Origin of the sequence: Reichenbachiella sp. 5M10, assembly GCF_002742335.1 — a bacterium.
Lineage (GTDB): Bacteria > Bacteroidota > Bacteroidia > Cytophagales > Cyclobacteriaceae > Reichenbachiella.
In genome coordinates, this window is record NZ_MDGR01000007.1 from 1,698,749 (window position 1) to 1,718,128 (window position 19,380).

15 protein-coding genes are annotated in these 19,380 nt (G+C 48.8%); 4 read left to right on the forward strand and 11 right to left on the reverse strand.

What is annotated here, in order from left to right; translation table 11 throughout:
- Positions 1-52: 52 nt before the first annotated feature.
- The 5 genes from BFP72_RS06805 to BFP72_RS06830 all read right to left on the reverse strand — a co-directional run bounded on the left by BFP72_RS06805 (position 53) and on the right by BFP72_RS06830 (position 8,481).
- Positions 53-3,862, reverse strand: a complete 3,810-nt coding sequence (locus BFP72_RS06805) for a two-component regulator propeller domain-containing protein (RefSeq protein WP_158233323.1) — start codon at positions 3,860-3,862, stop codon at positions 53-55.
- A gap of 284 nt (positions 3,863-4,146) precedes the next feature.
- The gene (gene ygiD / locus BFP72_RS06810) at positions 4,147-4,959 is read right to left on the reverse strand and encodes a 4,5-DOPA dioxygenase extradiol (RefSeq protein WP_099598419.1); all 813 of its coding nucleotides are present in this window, start codon (positions 4,957-4,959) and stop codon (positions 4,147-4,149) included.
- A gap of 2 nt (positions 4,960-4,961) precedes the next feature.
- Positions 4,962-5,855, reverse strand: a complete 894-nt coding sequence (gene cysM, locus BFP72_RS06815) for a cysteine synthase CysM (protein WP_099598420.1) — start codon at positions 5,853-5,855, stop codon at positions 4,962-4,964.
- Between the two features lie 66 nt (positions 5,856-5,921).
- Positions 5,922-6,728 (reverse strand): serine O-acetyltransferase, encoded by an 807-nt coding sequence (locus BFP72_RS06820; protein WP_084190292.1) that lies wholly within the window; start codon positions 6,726-6,728, stop codon positions 5,922-5,924.
- A 664-nt stretch (positions 6,729-7,392) separates the two neighbouring features.
- The gene (locus tag BFP72_RS06830) at positions 7,393-8,481 is read right to left on the reverse strand and encodes an ARMT1-like domain-containing protein (RefSeq protein ID WP_099598421.1); all 1,089 of its coding nucleotides are present in this window, start codon (positions 8,479-8,481) and stop codon (positions 7,393-7,395) included.
- Between the two features lie 182 nt (positions 8,482-8,663).
- Between BFP72_RS06830 and BFP72_RS06835 the strand changes: the two genes are divergently transcribed.
- The 4 genes from BFP72_RS06835 (at position 8,664) to BFP72_RS06850 (ending at position 11,199) form a co-directional block, all read left to right on the forward strand.
- A complete protein-coding gene (locus BFP72_RS06835) occupies positions 8,664-9,782 on the forward strand; it encodes a hypothetical protein (protein ID WP_143519966.1) in 1,119 nt (372 codons plus the stop codon).
- 65 nt (positions 9,783-9,847) lie between these two features.
- A complete protein-coding gene (locus BFP72_RS06840; protein ID WP_099598423.1) occupies positions 9,848-10,303 on the forward strand; it encodes a hypothetical protein in 456 nt (151 codons plus the stop codon).
- A 45-nt stretch (positions 10,304-10,348) separates the two neighbouring features.
- Complete coding sequence (locus BFP72_RS06845; protein ID WP_099598424.1) at positions 10,349-10,765, forward strand: hypothetical protein; 417 nt, start codon at positions 10,349-10,351, stop codon at positions 10,763-10,765.
- A 116-nt stretch (positions 10,766-10,881) separates the two neighbouring features.
- Entirely contained in the window at positions 10,882-11,199 is a 318-nt protein-coding gene (locus BFP72_RS06850; RefSeq protein ID WP_221406487.1) for a hypothetical protein, read from the forward strand.
- Between the two features lie 108 nt (positions 11,200-11,307).
- Here the strand turns inward: BFP72_RS06850 and BFP72_RS06855 are convergent, their stop codons facing one another.
- From BFP72_RS06855 to BFP72_RS06880, 6 genes are all read right to left on the reverse strand, one after another.
- On the reverse strand, positions 11,308-13,668 hold the full coding sequence (locus BFP72_RS06855) for a TonB-dependent receptor (RefSeq protein ID WP_099598425.1): 2,361 nt from the start codon (positions 13,666-13,668) through the stop codon (positions 11,308-11,310).
- Positions 13,669-13,762: 94 nt separating this feature from the next.
- Positions 13,763-14,974, reverse strand: coding sequence for a hypothetical protein (locus BFP72_RS06860; RefSeq protein ID WP_099598426.1), 1,212 nt, complete (start codon positions 14,972-14,974; stop codon positions 13,763-13,765).
- A 271-nt stretch (positions 14,975-15,245) separates the two neighbouring features.
- Positions 15,246-15,707 carry a GNAT family N-acetyltransferase gene (locus BFP72_RS06865; RefSeq protein ID WP_099598427.1) on the reverse strand — a complete coding sequence of 154 codons (462 nt, stop codon included), beginning with the start codon at positions 15,705-15,707 and terminating at the stop codon, positions 15,246-15,248.
- 244 nt (positions 15,708-15,951) lie between these two features.
- A complete protein-coding gene (locus BFP72_RS06870; protein WP_099598428.1) occupies positions 15,952-17,727 on the reverse strand; it encodes an STN and carboxypeptidase regulatory-like domain-containing protein in 1,776 nt (591 codons plus the stop codon).
- A complete protein-coding gene (locus BFP72_RS06875) occupies positions 17,714-18,709 on the reverse strand; it encodes a FecR family protein (RefSeq protein ID WP_099598429.1) in 996 nt (331 codons plus the stop codon). The genes BFP72_RS06870 and BFP72_RS06875 overlap by 14 nt, the downstream gene beginning before the upstream one ends.
- 33 nt (positions 18,710-18,742) lie before the next feature.
- Entirely contained in the window at positions 18,743-19,315 is a 573-nt protein-coding gene (locus tag BFP72_RS06880) for an RNA polymerase sigma-70 factor (RefSeq protein WP_099598430.1), read from the reverse strand.
- Positions 19,316-19,380 lie beyond the last annotated feature (65 nt).

The window sequence follows — 19,380 nt, forward strand, 5'->3', positions numbered from 1 at the left end:
TGCCATGACCAAATCATGACAGAGTAGGTTTGTTTTTTAGAGGGGCAGTGAATTATGTGTCTTTGTTAGATTTTAACATGAATTTACCTGCGGCTTCTTGTAGGATTTTGGAGATCTCATTGAGTCGTTGGGATTTTTGCGAGTAGTTGTTCATGCCAGAGACAAGTTCATTGGCAGATGCGGCGACTTCTTCTGTGCCAGCAGCTGTTTGTTCGGCGATCACGACCACACTCTCGATGGCAGTGACGACTTGATTGATGTTTTCGGTTTGCTGCTGTGTAGCTGATAAGATCTCTTCAGAAAAACTCAAGGTATGATTGGAGGCTTCTCTGATTTCCTCAAATACCTTGGATACACCCTGCGAAGCTTCTACTCCTTTGAGTACGCTGTTGCTCATGGTCTCCATGAGCTGAGCTGCTTCGGAGGTGTCTTTCTGCACATCGTTGATGAGTTGCTCGATTTCTTTGGTAGAGGATTTGGAGCTTTCGGCTAGTTTGCGAATTTCGTCAGCGACTACCGCAAATCCTCGACCTGCATCTCCTGCCTGTGCTGCTTCGATGGCAGCATTGAGGGCCAGGAGGTTGGTTTGGTTGGCGATGTTGGCGATCACTCCGAGTACACGGTGGATTTCTTGTGATCGTTCTTTGAGTATGCGCATAGAATTGTTGGTCATGCCGGAGTATTCTGAGATCTCGCCCATGCTGTCCGATACATTATTGACCATGACTTTGCCTTCTTCACTTCTTTTTGCCCCCTCTTTGGCTACTTGATTGATACTTTGCGATTTGCTGGCCATGTCTTCGGAAGCTTGACGGATGCCTTCCACGATCGTAGAAGACTCATCGACTTTGGTGACTTGGGTCTGGGCGCCATTGCTCATTTGCGAGATAGCTGAGGCGATCTCTTCGGTATTTCGGGTCATTTCCTCACTCGATAGGAGCATCTCTGTAGAGGATTCCTCGATGGTGTTGGCATTGACAGTGATTTGATTCAGTAGGTCGTTGAGATTGGTGAGTGCCAAGTTGAAATTGTTGGTGAGACTCAGTATCTCCCCTTTGGCATGTATATCGAGGCTTTGCGACAAGTCTCCGCTAGCCATAGACTGTACCATGTGGTTGATCGAATGGATCGGAGCGACGACCGCATCAAAGAGTTTGTTGATGGATTCGCTGAGATCTTTCCATTGTCCTTCTTTGTTTTCAGTGTTTATTCTGGCACTGAAATTTCCCGATTCGACAGCCTCGTTGATGACGTGATTGGTGTCGTTGATCGAACTGCTCAGGTTGTCGTTTTGCATGCGCAAACCGGCATTGCGAGACTGTACTTCTGCGACTGCTTCATCAAGCTTGGCTTGGAGTTCAGCTTTCTGGATTTTGGTTTGTTGCTTTTTGTGACGGACATAGAGAAATATCCCCGTAGCTATGGATACAATCATGAGCAATCTAAACCACCATGTCTCCCACCATGGCGGAGTGACCGTGATGATCACCGATGTTCCGATTTCATTCCATACACCGTCGTTGTTGGAGGCTTTGACATGAAAGGTGTATGAGCCTGCCGGGAGGGTGGTATAGGTAGCGGAGGTTTGATTGCCGATGTAGTTCCATTCCTCATCGATTTCTTCCATCATGTAGGCATAGCTGTTTTTTTCTGGACGTGTGTAGTTGAGCGCGATGAACTCTATCGAAAAGATGTTGTGGGTGTAGTCCAGGTGAATCTCTTTTGCTTCGGAGATGTTTTTGTTCAATATCGCTCCATCTTCGTCAGAGGGCACGACAGATTTGTTGAATACCTTGAAGTCAGTAAGGGTCACTTCAGGTATGATAGGGTTCTTTTTGATTTGCTCGGGATAGAAGCGATTGAAGCCATCACTGCCTCCAAAAAACATCTCTCCCCACGAGGTAGTGATCGAAGCGCCCATGTTGAAGAAATTGCCTTGGAGACCGTCTCCTTTGTCGTACGAGCTGATCTTAATGTTTGACTTTTGGCCTTTTTCATTTAGGCTCGTTTTTGAGAGACCACTGCCAGAGCTGATCCACAGATTTCCTTCTTGGTCTAGCTCCATGGATTTGATGGCATTGCTTGGCAATCCACTTTCTTTGTCAAATATCTGGAATCCACCACTTGAAGGGATGAAAAGATTGATTCCTCGGTTTTCTGTGCCCACCCAGAGATCTCCTTCTTCGGTCAATAGGATGTTTGAAACCGCATTTTCACTTAGACTATTGGGGTTATTGGGGTCGTTTGAGAAAACCTGAGATTCATAGGTGGCTGTTGCACGGTCTACTTTGATATGGTATACACCATTGCTGGTACCCAACCAGAGGTTGCCGTCCGTATCCGCTTGCATGGTACGGATGTTCATGTTGATTTCTATGGTTTCGTCGTTCTTTGGCCGAAAATGTTCAAATACACCTGTAGACGCATCGAAATAATCGAGTCCCGTTCCCCAGGTGCCGACCCAAAAGTGGCTAGGATTTAGGTCATCCTTGGCCAAAGAAAATACATTGTTGATCCCTATCGATTGTGGATTGAGTGGGTCATTGAGGTAGTTGGTGAATTTGTTCTTTTGCACATCGTAGTAGGTCAGTCCTCCTGCCCATGTACCTATCAGCACATTGTCCCGGTCATCGACAACCAATTTGAGTACCGCGTTGTTGGGTAGACTGTTGGGGTCGTCTGGGTTGTGTTCGTAGTGTGTCAGGGTGTTGGTTGCGACATCAAAGTAGTCCATGCCATAGCCGTCAGCTCCGATCCACAGATTCCCTTTTGAGTCTTCCGCAAAGGTATTGACGGCACTTTTGGTCAAGGCGTTCTTTTCATCGATCACCTTTGTGAATGCTTTTTGGTAAGGGTCCATCAAGTCTAGCCCCTTGTCAAAACTTCCAATCCATATTCTCTGGTTGCTGTCTTGGGTAATCGCCCATATGGAGTTGGAGTGGATGCTCGAGGGATTGGACGGATCGGGCTTGAGATGCGTAAATTGCTCCGATTGGATGTCCAAAATGTCCAATCCTCCGTTTTCTATCCCTATCCACAGATTACCTTCTTGGTCACTCATGATATCCAAGATTCTGATGAGATATAGAGAGTTTTCGTTGGGCTGGGGGGTGTATTTTTTGATCGAAAAATTACTATTTCCTGTGTCGACGAGTTTGTAGAGTCCTGCTTCCCAGCTGCCTAACCAAATGTTGCCATAGATGTCTTCTGTAGCACTTTTGATGTTGAGGTTGTAGTTGTGATTGAGCACTTCTTTGATTTTTCCGTCTTCATTCATCATGAATGCCTTAGCACCTACGAACCAGATTCTGTTTTTTGAGTCTTCAAAAATGAATTGGATGTCCTCTCCATCGAGGTGCCGGACAATCAATTTGTTGGTCTTCGCATCCAGTACATCTACACCATTGTTGGCTACCCATACTTGGTCTTTCGAATCACAAAATACATGTGAGGCAAAACCATTGGTCACGCTATTGGGGTCGTTGGGGTCTGGGGTCAAGTTGGTGAAATTGTGATGCGCTCTGCTGTAGCGACTGACACCTCCTCCATGAGCAATCCATAGGTCACCATCACTGGTCTCATCGATGTAGTTGATGTAGGGGTGTTTGAGGCTTAGGCTATCGTTTTTGACGGGTTCAAATACGTCATATTTGAGGCCGTTGTATCGGTTGAGGCCATTTCGCGTCCCGATCCAGATGTAGCCTTGGTGGTCTTCGAAGATCGTAGTGACATTGTTGTCGGACAGGCCGCCAATATTTCGAAATTTGTACTCGTTGTGTTGCTGCGCACTCACGGTGAGTACTGCGAAAAGTAAAATAAGTGTCAGCCTTATGCTTAGGCCAAACCATCTTTCATGCATCATTTTTCCCATGTTGTAGTCTATACTGCTTTTAATTTAGACAATAGTTGCTAAACAATCTGTTTAGCCTCGATACTATTGACCCATATCGTGTTGGAAATCAATAGTACAATGAAATCTAAATTAGTTGGGATAGTGGGTGGAATATTCGATGACTGTTTGGATTATATCTCCAGTCTCAGAATGTTTTCGAAAATAGAGAAGATGCTTGGTACCACCAAGGGTTGGCTCTAGAATATTTTGAGAGGAAAGAGAAGAGTACGCTTCATAGTGAGTCCATCGCGCGACTATGCCAAGACAAAGGAGCGCATGCCAATGGCACTCATCTCGATGGTTTCGTTGAAGAATGTCAACTGATCCTGTGGATTTCGTAGCGCCAAGGTATAGAGCATGGGGAGGTAATGCTCGTTGGTAGGGATGGATAGTAGCGCTTCCGTGCCAAGATTGGCATAATGGATCAAAGACTGATGGTCTTGGTTTTCGATCATGCTTTTGATGCGCGAGTCAAATGCTAGCGCCCAGTCGTAGGGTTGATCTGAGTTCCATCTGGCTTGACGCAAATTATGGATGCTGTTGCCGCTCCCTACGATCAGGATGCCTTTGTGTCGTAGCGCTTTCAATTCCTCGCCTAGGGCATAGTGAGCGGCTGGCGACATGTGGTGATCCAGACTGAGCTGAAATACAGGTACGTCTGCCTTTGGAAACATCTTGATGAGCACGGACCAAGTGCCGTGATCGAGACCCCATTCGTGATCTTCCTCCACGGTATGCGTTTTGACTTGCTGAATGAGCAGGTGAGCTGCCTCTGGGGCTCCAGGAGCGGGGTACTGCACCTCGAATAACTCCTTTGGGAATCCCCCGAAATCATGGATAGTCTGTGGTTTGGGAGCCATGGTCACCAAGGTGCCGCGTGTCTGCCAGTGGGCGGAGATGCAGAGGATGGCTTTGGGCTGTATGCCCTCGGCCATTTTTCGCCAGTTGGCAGTGGTTTCATTCTCTAGGATGGCGTTCATGGGGTTGCCATGCCCGACGAAGAGTACAGGCATTCGCTCCGTACTAGCAAATCCTGAAGCAAGGCTATCGAAGGATTGGAGGTTCATCCTTAGTCTGAGAACAGTCCAGAACTCAAATAGCGATCTCCACGGTCACAGATGATCGAGACGATCGTAGCAGGCTCTGTGAGGGTTTTGGCGAGTGCTACGGCAGAGTGCATCGCACCGCCGCTACTCATGCCTGCGAGTATGCCCGTTTCTTTGGCGAGACGCTTGGTCATGATGACTGCTTGTTCTTTGCTCACGTAGAGGATCTCGTCGACACGTGCATCGTCATAAATCTCTGGGAGAAACTCCGGAGACCATTTGCGGATGCCCGGGATACTGTCGCCCTCCTGTGGCTGTACGCCTATGATCTGAATGTCCTTGTTTTGCTCCTTGAGGTACATGGAGTTGCCCATGATGGTGCCCGTCGTGCCCATGCTGGAGACAAAGTGAGTCACTTTTCCTTCGGTGTCTTTCCAGATTTCGGGCCCTGTCGTGTTGTAGTGGGCGTGGTAGTTGTCGTCATTGGCGAACTGGTTGAGCATGACGTATCCTTCTTCCTCCACCATTTCGTCTGCGATGGTACGAGAGAGTTCGATGGTTCCTTCTTCGGGTGTCAGGACTACTTTGGCGCCATAGGCGGTCATCGTATCGATGCGCTCCTGTGTGGAGTTTTCGGGCATCACGAGGGTGATATCCATGTCAAAGGATGCCGCGACCATGGCCAGTGCGATACCAGTATTGCCACTGGTCGCCTCGACGAGTTTGGTCTCACGGGTGATTTCGCCGCGTTTGAGTGCCTCGTTGATCATGAAAAATGCCGGACGATCCTTGACACTCCCTCCCGGGTTGTTGCCCTCTAGTTTGCCGTAGATCTCTACGTGATCGGGGATCTCAGGGAGCAGTACTCTGACGAGGGGTGTGTTGCCGATTAAATCACTGATATTTTGAGCTGACATAAGTTTTGCTTTCTAAATTGGTTTTGAACGAACGGATCACAAACGGGTTGGATTCGCGACCTGCATTTATACCGAGGCTTTGATCAACTGCGACTCGTGCGCGTAGTACACGCGGCTGTTGGGCTCGACGCTGCTCGTCAGCCAGACATTGCCGCCGATGATGCTGTTGGCACCTATGACGGTACGACCACCGAGGATCGTTGCTCCGGCATAGATGACGACATTGTCACCGATGGTAGGGTGTCGTTTGGTGAGCGCCATCTCTTTGCGTACACTCATGGCACCTAGGGTCACGCCCTGATATACCTTGACATTGCTACCGATAATACAGGTCTCGCCGACCACTACTCCAGTCCCGTGATCGATGCAGAACTTACGTCCGATCTTGGCTTTTGGGTGGATGTCAATCGAGGTACGTACATGGGCGTATTCGGTGAATATCCGTGGCAAGTAGGGGATGTCTAGTCCCAGCATCACGTGCGCGATGCGGTAGATCGCTATCGCGAAAAATCCAGGGTAGGTACGGATCACTTCTTTGCGGTCTATGGCTGCAGGGTCACCGCTGAGGATGGCTTCTGCATCTTCGATACACAGGTCGTAGATGTTTTCCAGCTCGCTGAAGAACAGCTGGCATGAGCTGAGTGCAAAGCTTTTTTCGCAAGCCTCGGTTTTGAGGAGGAGGTCTTCGAAGAGCTGTTGGATGGCTTTGTACTCCGCGTCTATTTCTGTTTCGGTCTTGAAGCGGATGTTGTTGAGCTCGGGAAATAGAAACTGCAGCAATCTGACGATAAACTGGTCTATTTCCTTCTCGCCCGGTAGCGCCTTGGGCACGTTGTGTGCCGCGGATATTTTGTCAAAAAACGATTTGTTCATATTCTCTCTAGGTGTCAAACCTTGCAACGTAAAGGTAAAACTAGTGTTTCGATTGTGAAATAAAATGCTATTGCTTTGAGTTCCTTACTTTTTTTGAGAAAATGTGACTGAAGAGGGTGGAGGTATCAACCTAACACCTACCCAATACCGTTTTGCAATATTCCAAGGGATTGGTCTTAACCTTGGGAACTTAGAGAGGAAAAAACTACTTTGACCGTCCGAGCCGATCAGCCGCCGGCTTCCCGCAGCATAGTTTGAGAAAAGAGAAACATTTTTAAACCAATTGTAAACGCCTACAAACGGGTATATTAAGATGTAACGTAACGAATTCTGTAACAAAGAAAACGACTATGCTAATTGTAGGGCTTCAAGATTCATATAAACTTGGTGGTTATGAGAAAAGTTCAAAGCATCGAAAGGCGGAAGAACTTGTTAAAAAGGGTCAGCAGATAAAGATATTTTCAGAAAATGACTTCCGAAAGATTGTTGAGATGAATAAAAAGTCTCTCTAATATTATCTGTCACCCTCTGGTCGTCACGTCCGCTATGACCCAAAACAGGCAAGAGTATCGGTCCTTTGATCACTCAATTCACTTCTGAATTTTATTGCTGTGTTTCGTGATCAGCATTCGCTCAGGTGCTTTGCGTTAGGAGCACAGGGAGGTTAGTGCAGCATTTGAATCACGGCATGGTTGCCATTGACTTTCCAGTCAGGTGCAGTTTGATTGAGAGCAGTGACTTGCTCTTGCGCAAGGCCAGTTTGGATGTCGGACTTGAGCGTGCGGATGCAGTAGGTCGGGTGCGTCAGGTAGCTACACAGTGCGGCGGAAGGTTGTGTCGACGGGATCATTCGGTCTTGAAAGAAGCGACGGTAGTTGGCGTCTCCTTTGGCTAGCAGTAGTGCGTGGGGGGTGATAAGTCCATCAGGTAGCTGGTCGTAATGGGTGGGACTCGTCCAGAAGGGGTGAAACTGCAGGATGATTTGTTGTTTGTCGATTTTGGTTTGGAGGCTCTGTGCAAAGGTGCCAGCGCCGTTTTCGAGCAAGGTGTCTAGCAAATGTCCAATGTCCTCGTAGATGACGTCTGACACGAAGATGGGTGCTGCTTTGAGGTGGAGTTTGACTATGTGACCGTAGTGATCTACGAGGTGGTTGACGAGCAACAAGTCACTGAACAGTTCCATGCCGGCATTGTCTAGGATGATGTCAACGTGGGTTGCTGCTTCGAAATCATGGATGAGGTGTTGTCGGTCGTCGAGTAGGAGCTTGAGGTTGAGCTCTTCTGCAGATTTCAATTGGCTGAGGTCGGACTTGTTGCCTTGTAGGCTTTGGAGAAGGTAGTCAGTGCTTTGCCAGTTTTGGGTGGCCTTTAGACAAGGGGCAAGTGCTGCGCGATGCTTGTGGAGGTCAGTCGCTTTGATTTTCCCGAAAGGGTCAACGCCTAAGCGCTCATAGTCGACTAGGTAGAGTATGTAGGCAAATAGATAGACCTCTGCGTCGAAAAAGGGCAGTTCGAGGATGCTCTTGCCTTCGTGTGCGTGGTAGAAATCGTCCCAAAAAGGGCGTCCCTGATGAATGCGCAAGATGATCAGGCTATCGAGGTTTTCTTTGAGTCGTTCCAGTCTTTCGGTGATTGCTGCATCGAATAATTCGCTGGCGAGTATGTCTGTCAGGATTTTGGGGTAGCGCAGACGAAAGGTCATGCCCGAAAATGCAAGGGGTGAAATGGGGATGGGGGGATAAGAATCAAGCATAGTGTAAAGGTAGAAAAGTCTGCGATAGGAAGTGCTGTAGACTGTGGCAATTGCAAGAGAGGGGGTGCGGATACACAGGGTAGGCGAGAGGGGATGGAATTGAGGGAATTAGGAGTAGGATTATTCATAATAAATCCCTTAGTTTTCAGTTACTGTTTTTTCAACTTGCTATTTTGAATCCCATGATGAAAACGTACAGCATACTTCTTTTTAGTTTCTTTCTGATGCCATGTGGCGCCTGGGCTGCAGATACGCTCAATCTCTACGAGGCAGTGGCTCAAAACAAAATCCGTGTGCTGCCACAAGGGCAGGGTGGATTGGGAGCGGAAGCAGCACTGCTGACTCTTCACAACAATACTCTGCGCCCGTTGTGTGTCGTGTTGCCTGTGGGGTTGTATTTCTCATCGATAGATCCAGAAGTACAGGATTTGCTGACCTTGCAGGAGGAAGTGCTGACCTTGGCAGCCAATCAATCTGCTACTGCCAAGCTCTATGGTGCGTGTACTCAAATGCCACTCATATCGCCACAGTCAGGGGAAGCTTACCAGTTGAAGCTGTCTCCGGACTCGGCATTGCAGCGACTGGCAGGACAGATTGTAGCTGTAGGACTCGAGGAGACTATCGGTCAATCTGCGGTATGGGCATATACCGACCGAAGTGGTGTACAGTATATCTATGATCCAGACGCCATCCACCAATCCTGGACTGTCGCTACGCTGGTGGCCGAACTGAACGGCCAAACCCCTCCGACGCGTGAGTCCTTTGAGATGGGGAAAGGTCGAGTACGCCCCACGATATTCACTGCACGGGTAGACTTGGTTTATCATTCGCCGACGCAGAACATGGCGAAACTCGAAATATACAATGGGTCTGGTGAGTTGGTGAAGACCTGTTTTGACTACAAACCGCTATCTGCGGGTTTACATTTCTATACGCTGGGTCTCAACCGCATCGTGGATAGGGATACGGTGAGTTATGTGGCTCAATTGACCGATCGCGAAGGCCATGTGCTCCAAACTATGCCCCTGGTCAATAACCAGCCGTATGTAGCAGCAAAAGAAAAAGTGCAAAAGATACAATTTGAGTTCATCGTTAGGCAGCCCGATTTCATCGATATGGAGGTTTACGATGAGAACGACCGCCTCGTGGAGGTGATCTACCTCAACAAGCACTTTCCCATCACCAAGAGAAATACCCGTTTCACCTTCATTCATGCCTTTGAGAAGGGGACAACCTATAGCATCAAACTCATTGATTCTAAAGGGCAAGTGATCCATAGCGAGCCTGTGGTGGCAAATTGAGTGGTGGAGCGACGAAGGCAGGGAAAGCATGTAGGATGAAATTGGAACGGATACGATATAGGACAATGAGTACCCTGATGATCGCAGGGATGGTTTGGGGCTATGTGAGCCTCGCAGGAGAGCGTGTGCTTGCCGAAGACGTGGAATCAAGCATAGGAAAGCTTGTGTTTGACCCGATGCAAGCGTTTGAGGTGATGGATATTGAGCACTTTTCGGATCATCCGTCTTCTGCTATTGACTCGGGTATCTGTGTAGGTTGGCAGTTGGGTATGGAGGAGTGGATATGGATCTTGAAAACGATGCAACCCATCACTGCCACGGATTGGCATTACCGCTACAGTCATCTGCCTTGCATATCCCGTGGGGTGGTCGTACAAGCGGAGGCGAGGTTTGAGGTGGAGATCAATGCAGGAGCATGGTTGATGATCGTTTCGGATACTATTTTATACTATGGGGATTCGGACCGACAATTGACGGACGTGTTTGTGGATGAAGTATGGAGGCCCGAAGAGGGCGAGTGAAATGTGTATGTGTCGAATGGAAAATCAACCTAAACTCCTCAGAAGATGATCATAGACGGGGCAAATGGGGCTTTGGAGCTCAAGATCATAGGTTATCAATATCCAAGCGTCACCAGTGGTCATGACGGCAATTGGTTGCGTATACAGTTGGACGGTAGGGTAGACGGAGTACATCGTCGCTGGGTTGATCCGTGCTTGCTGACTTGGGAACTAGCAGAACTCATCGATTGGCTGAGAAGCATACGTCACGCGGATACGGCTAGTCACCTTGAGTTGTTTTTTGTCGAACCCATGCTTTCTTTTGGCCTACTCAAGAGGGAATCCACTGGCATGCAATTGCAAATCCGTCTGGATGAGGGGACGGAGGATTGTGTGATGACTTTTGAGGTAGATCAGAAAAAACTCGATCGTATGGTAGAGGATCTCTCGGGTCAATTGGTACACTACCCGGTACGTTCATAGGTGTTGACATCCAGTTCGTTGTGCTGACGACATTCGGTCAGGTAATCTGCCTGCACTTCTTATCGTGCAGAGGAATCTCTAACTTGAAGCATGTGTAAACAAATCCACCTACAGTTATGAGTATCCAAAAGATTGATGAAGAATTTGATACCTTGTCCACGGCCGTCAACGCCATGAATAAACGAGGCTATACTGAGGGATTTGAGGCAATAGATACCTGTATTGTTGCCTCCTATTCCAAGACAGAATATCAGCCCAATGACCTCAAGATCGTCAAGACCTTCCGTTTTGAGGGCATGACCGATCCACAGGATCAGACGGCCTTGTTTGTGCTAGAGGCACATGACGGGACCAAAGGTACGCTGGTGATGTCCTACAGTTCGCAGCACGATCAAAATGTCGAATTGATCAAGCAGATTCCTGAGGCGTCATAACCTATGGATTGATATTGGTTTGTACCGATAGGGATCATCCGACACTACCCGATGCGAGTAGCAAGGCCCTAGGCAATGCGAAGTTGCCTAGGACCTTGTGGGGGCTTGTTAGAAATGAATCGAGTACGAGATAGTAGGGAGCAGGGCGAGTTGGGTCACGTCTTCGATTTGGTTGGTGGCTTGGACGAAGTACTGGTTGACGACCACTTGGTTGTTGGTCGCATTTTGTATGTCTAGCTTAAACTCTCGTGTGGTGCGGCCTTTGTCGCGCCGTGTGCCAATGGCGAAGTTGAAGATGAATAAGTCACTGGATCGTGCGGAGAAGGGCTTGTCGTCTTGACGTACCTCTTCGCCTTGGGCAATGGACGCTGCTAGATCGATCGGCGTATAGCGTTTGCCTCCCATGATTGTAAACTTCCCGTTGAAGAAGAGTACGCGCTGTTGGTTTACTTTTCCGATTTTGAATTCTTTTCCGCCCAGGACATTGACAATGTAGTCGCTGGCAAAGGTGGTCTCACGTTCTATTCCATCCATGGCTGTGTACAGCGACTGAAATAGTGAGGCAGAAGCGATGTAGTAGAAGCCCTGATGGAGGTATTGCTCTAGGGTCAGTTCCATTCCATAGTTGCGTCCAGTGCCTTCGTTGACCAGGTCGATCTCGGTGTAGAGGTCGCTGATGTTGAGCATTGATAGGGTGCTGTTGGGCTCGTTTTCGACAGGGACATCATAGAGGTACTGGTAGTACAATTCTGTCTTGAAGTGGGTACGCTGACCGATGAGCTGATCATAGCCGATGACAAAGTGCGCTGCTTTGGATACCTCCAGTGACTTATTGGGTTGGGTGTAGCTGCCATCCGCTTGCTGAAACTTCCACAGGTAGACTGAGGCACTCTCCATGCGGCTATGCAGGCCAGTACCGATACTGATAGAGTTGCGGGGGGTGGTTTCCCATTTCAAGGCTGCCCTCGGTTCGAGGCTGTAGCTTTTGTTGAGCGCGAAGTGTTGCATGTGCATCCCGCTGGTCATCGTGAGGTCTTGGGTTAGGCGAGCTTTCCAAGTCACAAAAGCCTGTGTGCGGTTGGTGTTTCCTTCGTCATCGAGTACATTTTCCAAGAGGTCTTCGTCGTAGTTGTAGGCATTTTGATACATGTTGTAGTGTTGGCTGTTGTTGATGATGCCGAGCTCGAATTTGTGCTTGGCGTTGAGTTTGTATCCGTAGGTGGCAGCTGTCCGGACGAAGGACTTGATGTAGTCCGAGTCATAGACGCGGTAGAAGTCACTCGGATTGCTATGCTCAGGAATATCGAAGGTGTTTTGGAGTAGTGTCCCAGATAGAGCTACTGTCGTACGCAAGTATGAGCGTGAATCGATGAGGTAGTTGTAGGTGAGGCCTACTGTTCCCATGTTGCTTTGCATGACGGCCTTGCCGACGATCTCGTCACTGTCCTCTACTGTCTCTTCGGTACTGATCGAGCTGATTCCTCCCAGCCCAAAGACAGAAAAACTGTGTTTGCCATTGACGGGGAGGTGGATGTTGAAGGAGAGGTCTTGGTATTTGGGTACCCCTCCGAAATCAATGATGTTGGCCTTGTCGATGAGTGCGAGCGAAGAGTAACGGTAGTTCATCAGGTAGGAGCCTCCATAGCCCGGCTGGAAGGGACCCTCTAGAGTAAAATCCAGCCCCAGCGTACTGATGCCGGCGGTGTATTCACGCTGCTCGTTGTTGCCCTTTTTTAGACGCATGTCGAATACGCCCGATAGGGCATTGCCATACTCTGGGGCAAATGCCCCCGTCATGAAGTCCGAGTCACTGAGCATGTTGCTATTGAGGGCGTTGATAGGACCTCCCGTCGAGCCGTCATTGGCGAAGTGGTTGGGGTTGGGGATTTCGACTCCTTCGAGACGCCATAGGATGCCTTTGGGCGAATTGCCCCGAACGATGATGTCGTTGTTGCCATCGGGGGAGTTGGTCACTCCTGCAAACCCCGAGACCATCCGGGCAGGGTCTCCAAAGGAGCCCGCAAAACGTCCAGTTTCTTCGACAGAGAAAGTGCGTGCACTGACCAGAGACATCTCGTTGAGTACTTCGGACTTGTCCTTTTTGGCGGTGACGACTACTTCGTCGAGGCTTTCGAAGGATTCTTCCATCGGTATGGTGAGTAGGACTTCCTTGGCCGATCCGACGAGGATGTTGGGCAATGTTTTGGTCTCGTATCCCATCATGGTGATTTGGAGAGTGATGCGTCCTACGGGGATGTCGTCTAGGCGAAACTGCCCTTGGATGTCTGTGATGGCACCTCGAATCGGGTCAGACCCGACGAGCAGGATGCTGGCGCCTATGGCGGGTGATTTGGAGTCCTGATCGATGACTGTACCGCGGACTGTCTGGGTCAGTGGCTGGGCGAGCGTGGGGAGGCTGAGCATCAATAGTGCGATCAGTAAGCTTAGGATGTTGTGCTTTGGTGTCATTTTGTGTGTGTTTGAATGAGTGGATGAAATATCCTCACAGCTGTATGCTGCGAGGACAGTAGATGTTGGGCATCAGCCCAGTGTGTAGTTGGAGTTAGAATCGAATACCGAAAGAATAGCCCACCCATGCTTGGATTTTGTAATTGCCTTCTTGCTGTTCGTAAAAGGGCTTGTGGGCTATGTCAATTGTCGGCTGGTCTGTAGGGCTCTTGTCAGTTTGAGCGACGTAGATGTTGAGCACTGGGCCGCCTGTGACGGTCAGATGCTTGAGTATCTGGTAGCCGATATTGACATGAAAGCGGTTGAGTAGGTAGAGTGCTTCCACATGGTCTTCGTGCTTTCGAAGTTGGCTAGAGACCAACTCGATGTTGGCCAGTAGCCGGTCTTTGAGACGAAACTGCGAGCCAAAGCCTACACCGTAGGACCAGATTTCGTCACCTTGTGCCTCTTCGAACTGCGTCCCGGTTGTGAGGATGGAGTAGAAGCGGTGGGTCCCGGTGCGCAAGTTGACATTCCATGGTGTGACGTCTCCGTACTCCACACCGAAGGCAAATAGTCCGTTCTTTTTGACGATGTTGATCAAGCCAAACTGGGTGCCACTGCAAACAGAGTCTGCGATGTTGATGAGTCCAAACTGTAGCCCACGTAGGTGGTTGGTTTGGTTGTATAGGGCGGATAGTTGTAGTCCTTTGGTTTCTTCGGATAGATTGACGAGACCACTGATTTGCGTACCCTGGAGCGCATTGGATTGGTTGGATAGTCCTGCGAGCTGTACCCCTTGGGTACGGAGGCTGTGGTTGTGCAGGCCGGCTAGTTGCATGCCTTGAGAGGTTTGGCTTACATTGACTAGGCCTGTGAGTTGCATGCCTTGCACCGCTTCGGTGTTGTAGTTGAGGAGTCCGCTGAGTTGTAGTCCTCGGACGGAGCCTTCGATCCAGTTGGATAGTCCTGCCACTTGTGTACCCACGATACCTGCATGGTTGATGTTGGAGAGACCTGCGATTTGTGCACCTGTCGTCTGTCCTCCTGTGTAGTTGCTGAGCCCGGCGAGCTGTGCACCGACGACATTTTGCTGGTTGATGTTGAGCAGTGAAGCGAGTTCTGCACCTTTTAGTGCGTATTCATTTCCCGCAAGGAGGTTGAGCGAGACAAGGTTGGTCTGCTCAGCGGAAGGGCCTCTGCTGGTGCTGAATCCTGGCACCAATGAGACCTGTCCAATGCGTGTGGCATCTTGTGCAGATAGCGTGGGTAGGGTGGCAAGTAGGTAGAGAATAACCGCGTAAATACTGATGTGATTCCTTTTCATGATAATCAATGTGTTGTTGTTTGATTAGTAGAAAGGCAAGGGGAGTTTTACCCCGACAGGGTTTTTGATTTTTTTGAAAAAGATATAGAGGCGATGTTGGAGTACCTTCGTCCCGTTACTCTGTCACCAACGGGAGTTTTCACTTGGGTATAGGAAGAGCGGTTTGCCCTATCGCTCCATTTGGGAAGGGGGGATTGTGGCGGTTGGGTTGGGGATGAGGGTATTGTTGTGTTACAGCTGATCTTTGTTCGTGCAAATCACTACCAGTGACTTATTCATCGGAGTGAGAGGGTTGCTTTTTGAGTCGCATTTCCAAATACGGATTGGTGAACCCCATTTTTTCGTAAAGTCTTTGAGCTGGATTTCCAGCTCCGACATGCAATGCAATATCTCCTGTGGTCGTGTCTATGATGTTTTGCATCAGTGCCTTTCCTAACCCCTTTCCTCTATGGTCTATGTGAGTAGCCAAGTAGACCAGTATGTTTTCAGGAATGTAACCTTCCATCCCCGTTTTGTTGACCACAGCCGCTCCTACGATTTGGTTCCTATCGGTCAGTAGCATGGAGAACCCTCCGAAGGATGTATGTTCGTTTACCGAATACTCAATTGCTTTTTGAATGTCTTTTTTCGGGTCTCCGTACTCTTCGAGGTGTGTATGGAGAAAATCTACAATTTCTTGTTTTTCGGTATTTGTTGGCTTGTGATTCTGATCAAATATTATTGTGTGTAGCATAAATGGATGTATTGATGATGGTAGCTCTATCTTGTTGTTTCTCACTGAGAAGAATTGTGGGCGTACCTTAGGAACTCATCGCGCTATTTCTTCTTCTCCTGGATGTAATTTCGGCGATGCTTGAAGAAAATAGGTTTGGAGACTAGGTTATCTGTACCAAAAGTAACGTGGTATGGGGGAAGAGTTGTTGATTGGGGATGTTGATTTGTCTACAATCTAGCAGAAATGTTTTTGTCTTCAAACGCTAAAACCGAATTGAAAACTCATAGCCTATCCAGAGTTGGACGGCTATGTTTTCTTCGATTTCGTTGTAGAAGGGGTTGTGTGCTATGTCATAGCCATATTGTCCTGTACCTTCTCCGGTTTCTTCGGCGAGGTAGATGTTGAGGACAGGTCCACCTGTGATGGAAAACTTGTCAAGGAGCTGGTAGCCGAGATTGATGTGACATCTCGACAAGAGATTGAAGGTCTCTATGGAATCGTCCCATTTTTGGAGGTAGTGTGCGCGTACTTCGGCAGTAGCGAAGAGCTTGTTTTTGAGGGTGAACTGAGTACCTAGCCCAAAGCCATAGGCCCATAGGCGGTCGTTTTCGAGCTGGGTATTGACAGAGAAGACGTTGTAGAACTTGTGCATGCCTGAGCGTATGGCGAATCCCACGGGGAATAGGTCGCCGTACTCTACGGCAGCTTCTAGGTAGCCGTTTTTCTTGACGACATTGATGAGGCCGATTTGCATTCCTGATTCGACGGTGTCTGCGATGTTGATGATGCCAAACTGGGTGCCTTTGAGGGTGTTGGTGATGTTGAGTAGACCGGACATTTGCATGCCGTCGATTTCATGAGCTGTATTGATGACACTGGTGAGCTGTACGCCTTCGATGAGTTGGCTGTGGTTGCTAAATCCCGCCAGTTGGAATCCATCCATCCGTCCCTTGGCGATGTTGGAGAAGCCGGATATCTGTGCGCCATCGAGTCGTGTGGAGATGTTGGAGAAGCCCGAGAGCTGAAAGCCACGTAGACTGTCGGTGACGATATTGGTAAAACCCGCGATCTGTGCGGCTTGGGTGTAGCCTTTGCTGGTATTGATGAAGCCTGCGAGTTGAAAACCCTCGGCCGTACCGCCTGTCGTGTTGCCGAATCCTGCGATCTGTACACCAGAGACATCGGAGCGGTTGATGTTGTAGAGTCCTCCGAGCTCGAACCCGTCATGGAGACCGTAGGAGTAGCCGGCCAGTAGATTGAGGGATAGTCGGTGCCTGACTTGTCCACCCATCGACATGTTGGTGCCGATCGCTGGCACGAGCGAAAACTGGAAAAAACGGTCTTCTACTTGTTTGACATTCTCGGTGTTTTTGCGGTTTTTTCGACTGGTGAAGAAGCGAACGAGCTTTTTGGACTCTAGGCTGAATCTGCTTTCTTCTTGTGCTTCGGGCTGGGCCGGTTGGCGGGGAGTGAGTAGGACGTCATTTTTCAACGACTGTAGGTCGCTGAGTCGGATGATGGTGTCTTGGTAGTTTTTGCGGCTGACGGCTATGGTAGCTAGGTCTGCTCTGGAACTGACCTCCAACTCAAATTCTCCCTTTTCGTCGGAGAGTGTCGCATCTAGTGTGTTGACTTCATAGACTGTCACGTCAGTCAGCGTCTCGCCAGTGCTGGCGTCTTTGATGTCTCCCGAAAACTTGTAGGTCTGCTTCTCCTTCTCTTTGTTTTTTTTGGGAGTGGCTTTTTGAATGATGATGTAATCTCCGACGCGTTTGTACTCGTATGGCTTGCCGAGTAGGTCCTGCAAGACCTCATCGACGGTGGCGTTGACGTAGTTTTTGGTGACTATCACGTCAGAAGGTAGGCTAGCCGGATTGTAGGAGAGTTTGACTTGAGGTAGAGCATCGATGGTTTTCAATACTTCACTCAAGGGTTGGTGGTCAAACTGGAGGGTAATCATCGGTTCGTTTTGCGCTTGAGCACCAGACAAGCCGAGAATCAATAGCCAGACAGTGGTCAAATATTTAATTGCATCCATCGCCAGATAGAGTGTAGGTTTCTTGGTCGGTCGTCACACTCAAACCTAAAGTGGTCGTGATCACCTCTAGGATGTTGTCCAGAGATTCGTCCTCGAAGCGCACGGTGATGCTGCAGTTTGAGAGCTGTGGATTGTCTAGTACGATTCGAACAGCATAGCTGTCCTGTAGCGCGATGATCACGTCGCTGAGTCGTGTATTTTGAAAGCTCAGTTGCTTGGTTCGCCAAAAATTGTGTGTAGTTGTCGAAGGGGATGGTTCTTCGGTCAAACTCTTGTTGTGGGCATTGAGGATCGCATGTTGACCTGCATGCAGAGTGAGGGATTGGTCAGTCGTGTAGACCTCTACGATACCTTCGTCTACACTCACCTCAATGCGGTCTGAGTGGCTGGCGTCTATGTTGAACGCCGTACCGACGACTTTGACTTGCCCATAGAGCAGATCGATGACGAAGGGCTGTTCTTTGCTGGCTGTGACTTCAAAATAAGCTTCTCCTTGGAGGGCTACCTGGCGCTCTTTCGAATCAAAACTTTCTGGATAGGAAAGTTGAGAATGGTGATTGAGGGTGATGTTGGAGCCATCTGAGAGCTGTAGTTCTTGGGTGTCGAGCGTGGTAGCAGTTTGGATTTGATCTGCCGGCTGGTCGTAGAGCCACCATCCGACAGTGAGGAGGATGAGTACCGCTGCGGCATAGCGCAGGATGAGCGTAGGCAGTGGAGTAGTTTTGTTTGTGCTACTTTGGATATTGTTTTTGGTTCTGAATTGTTCCCACGCTTGGTCTGTGCTGTGCGTGTTTTGCTGATTGAGGTTGGCTAGGGCCTTGAGGTCCAAGTGGAAAATCTGCGCTTCGTCCAATTGGCGCTGGTGATCCGTAGATTCCTGTGCCCACTTCGTGATCTGCAGGCGTTCTGATTCACTCAACTCTCCCGCCCAATAGCGGTAGAGCATCTCTTCACTCACGATATGTCCCTTCTCTTTGCTCATCTATATGCTTGACAACTGGCTTTCATTTTACCCTTACAAATTATTTTCGATCCAATAAAACAGCCCCAACAGGAAGCTGACTAAGTACTGTCCCAACGCAGTTCGCATGACTTTGAGTGCGCGACTCATTTGTGTCTCTACGGTTTTGATGGAGATTTGTAGCTGCTCTGCGATCTCCTTGTATTTCATTTCTTCGAACCGGCTCATTTCGAAGATTTCACGACACTTCTCCGGTAGCTGATCTAGTGCTCGGTCTATCTTGTCTTGTAGTTCGTCCAACTCCAAAAAATCCTCTTCCATTGCATCTGATTGATGCTTGACTGTTTCTTCGTGTGCCCGTACGACTTTTTGATGTTTGAGATTATTGAGGCATGCGTTGCGCACTGCACCATAGAGGTAGGACTTGATGGAAGTTTTGATTTCTATGTCTTTGGCTTTTTGCCAAAGGCTGGTGAAGGTTTCTTGGACGATTTCTTCTGCCAAATCTTCATCCGAGAGGTATTGGTAAGCAAATCGGATCAGCGGCTGATACAGTGCTTTGAATACGCGTTCAAAACTTCGTTCGTCGCTCAAGTCGGTGATATGTAGCTCGGTGTGTGTCGTCAAGTTTGTAGGTCAGAAAGCGAAGCTAAAAAGAATTTTTAGTTCTTCCGCCTTGAAAATTCGTCTAA

Coding starts and splice junctions, on each gene's coding strand:
- BFP72_RS06805 (WP_158233323.1), bottom strand. CDS start 3,862: ATGATGCATGAAAGATGGTTTGGCCTAAGCATAAGGCTGACACTTATT.
- ygiD (WP_099598419.1), bottom strand. CDS start 4,959: ATGAACCTCCAATCCTTCGATAGCCTTGCTTCAGGATTTGCTAGTACG.
- cysM (WP_099598420.1), bottom strand. CDS start 5,855: ATGTCAGCTCAAAATATCAGTGATTTAATCGGCAACACACCCCTCGTC.
- BFP72_RS06820 (WP_084190292.1), bottom strand. CDS start 6,728: ATGAACAAATCGTTTTTTGACAAAATATCCGCGGCACACAACGTGCCC.
- BFP72_RS06830 (WP_099598421.1), bottom strand. CDS start 8,481: ATGCTTGATTCTTATCCCCCCATCCCCATTTCACCCCTTGCATTTTCG.
- BFP72_RS06835 (WP_143519966.1), top strand. CDS start 8,664: ATGATGAAAACGTACAGCATACTTCTTTTTAGTTTCTTTCTGATGCCA.
- BFP72_RS06840 (WP_099598423.1), top strand. CDS start 9,848: ATGAGTACCCTGATGATCGCAGGGATGGTTTGGGGCTATGTGAGCCTC.
- BFP72_RS06845 (WP_099598424.1), top strand. CDS start 10,349: ATGATCATAGACGGGGCAAATGGGGCTTTGGAGCTCAAGATCATAGGT.
- BFP72_RS06850 (WP_221406487.1), top strand. CDS start 10,882: ATGAGTATCCAAAAGATTGATGAAGAATTTGATACCTTGTCCACGGCC.
- BFP72_RS06855 (WP_099598425.1), bottom strand. CDS start 13,668: ATGACACCAAAGCACAACATCCTAAGCTTACTGATCGCACTATTGATG.
- BFP72_RS06860 (WP_099598426.1), bottom strand. CDS start 14,974: ATGAAAAGGAATCACATCAGTATTTACGCGGTTATTCTCTACCTACTT.
- BFP72_RS06865 (WP_099598427.1), bottom strand. CDS start 15,707: ATGCTACACACAATAATATTTGATCAGAATCACAAGCCAACAAATACC.
- BFP72_RS06870 (WP_099598428.1), bottom strand. CDS start 17,727: ATGGATGCAATTAAATATTTGACCACTGTCTGGCTATTGATTCTCGGC.
- BFP72_RS06875 (WP_099598429.1), bottom strand. CDS start 18,709: ATGAGCAAAGAGAAGGGACATATCGTGAGTGAAGAGATGCTCTACCGC.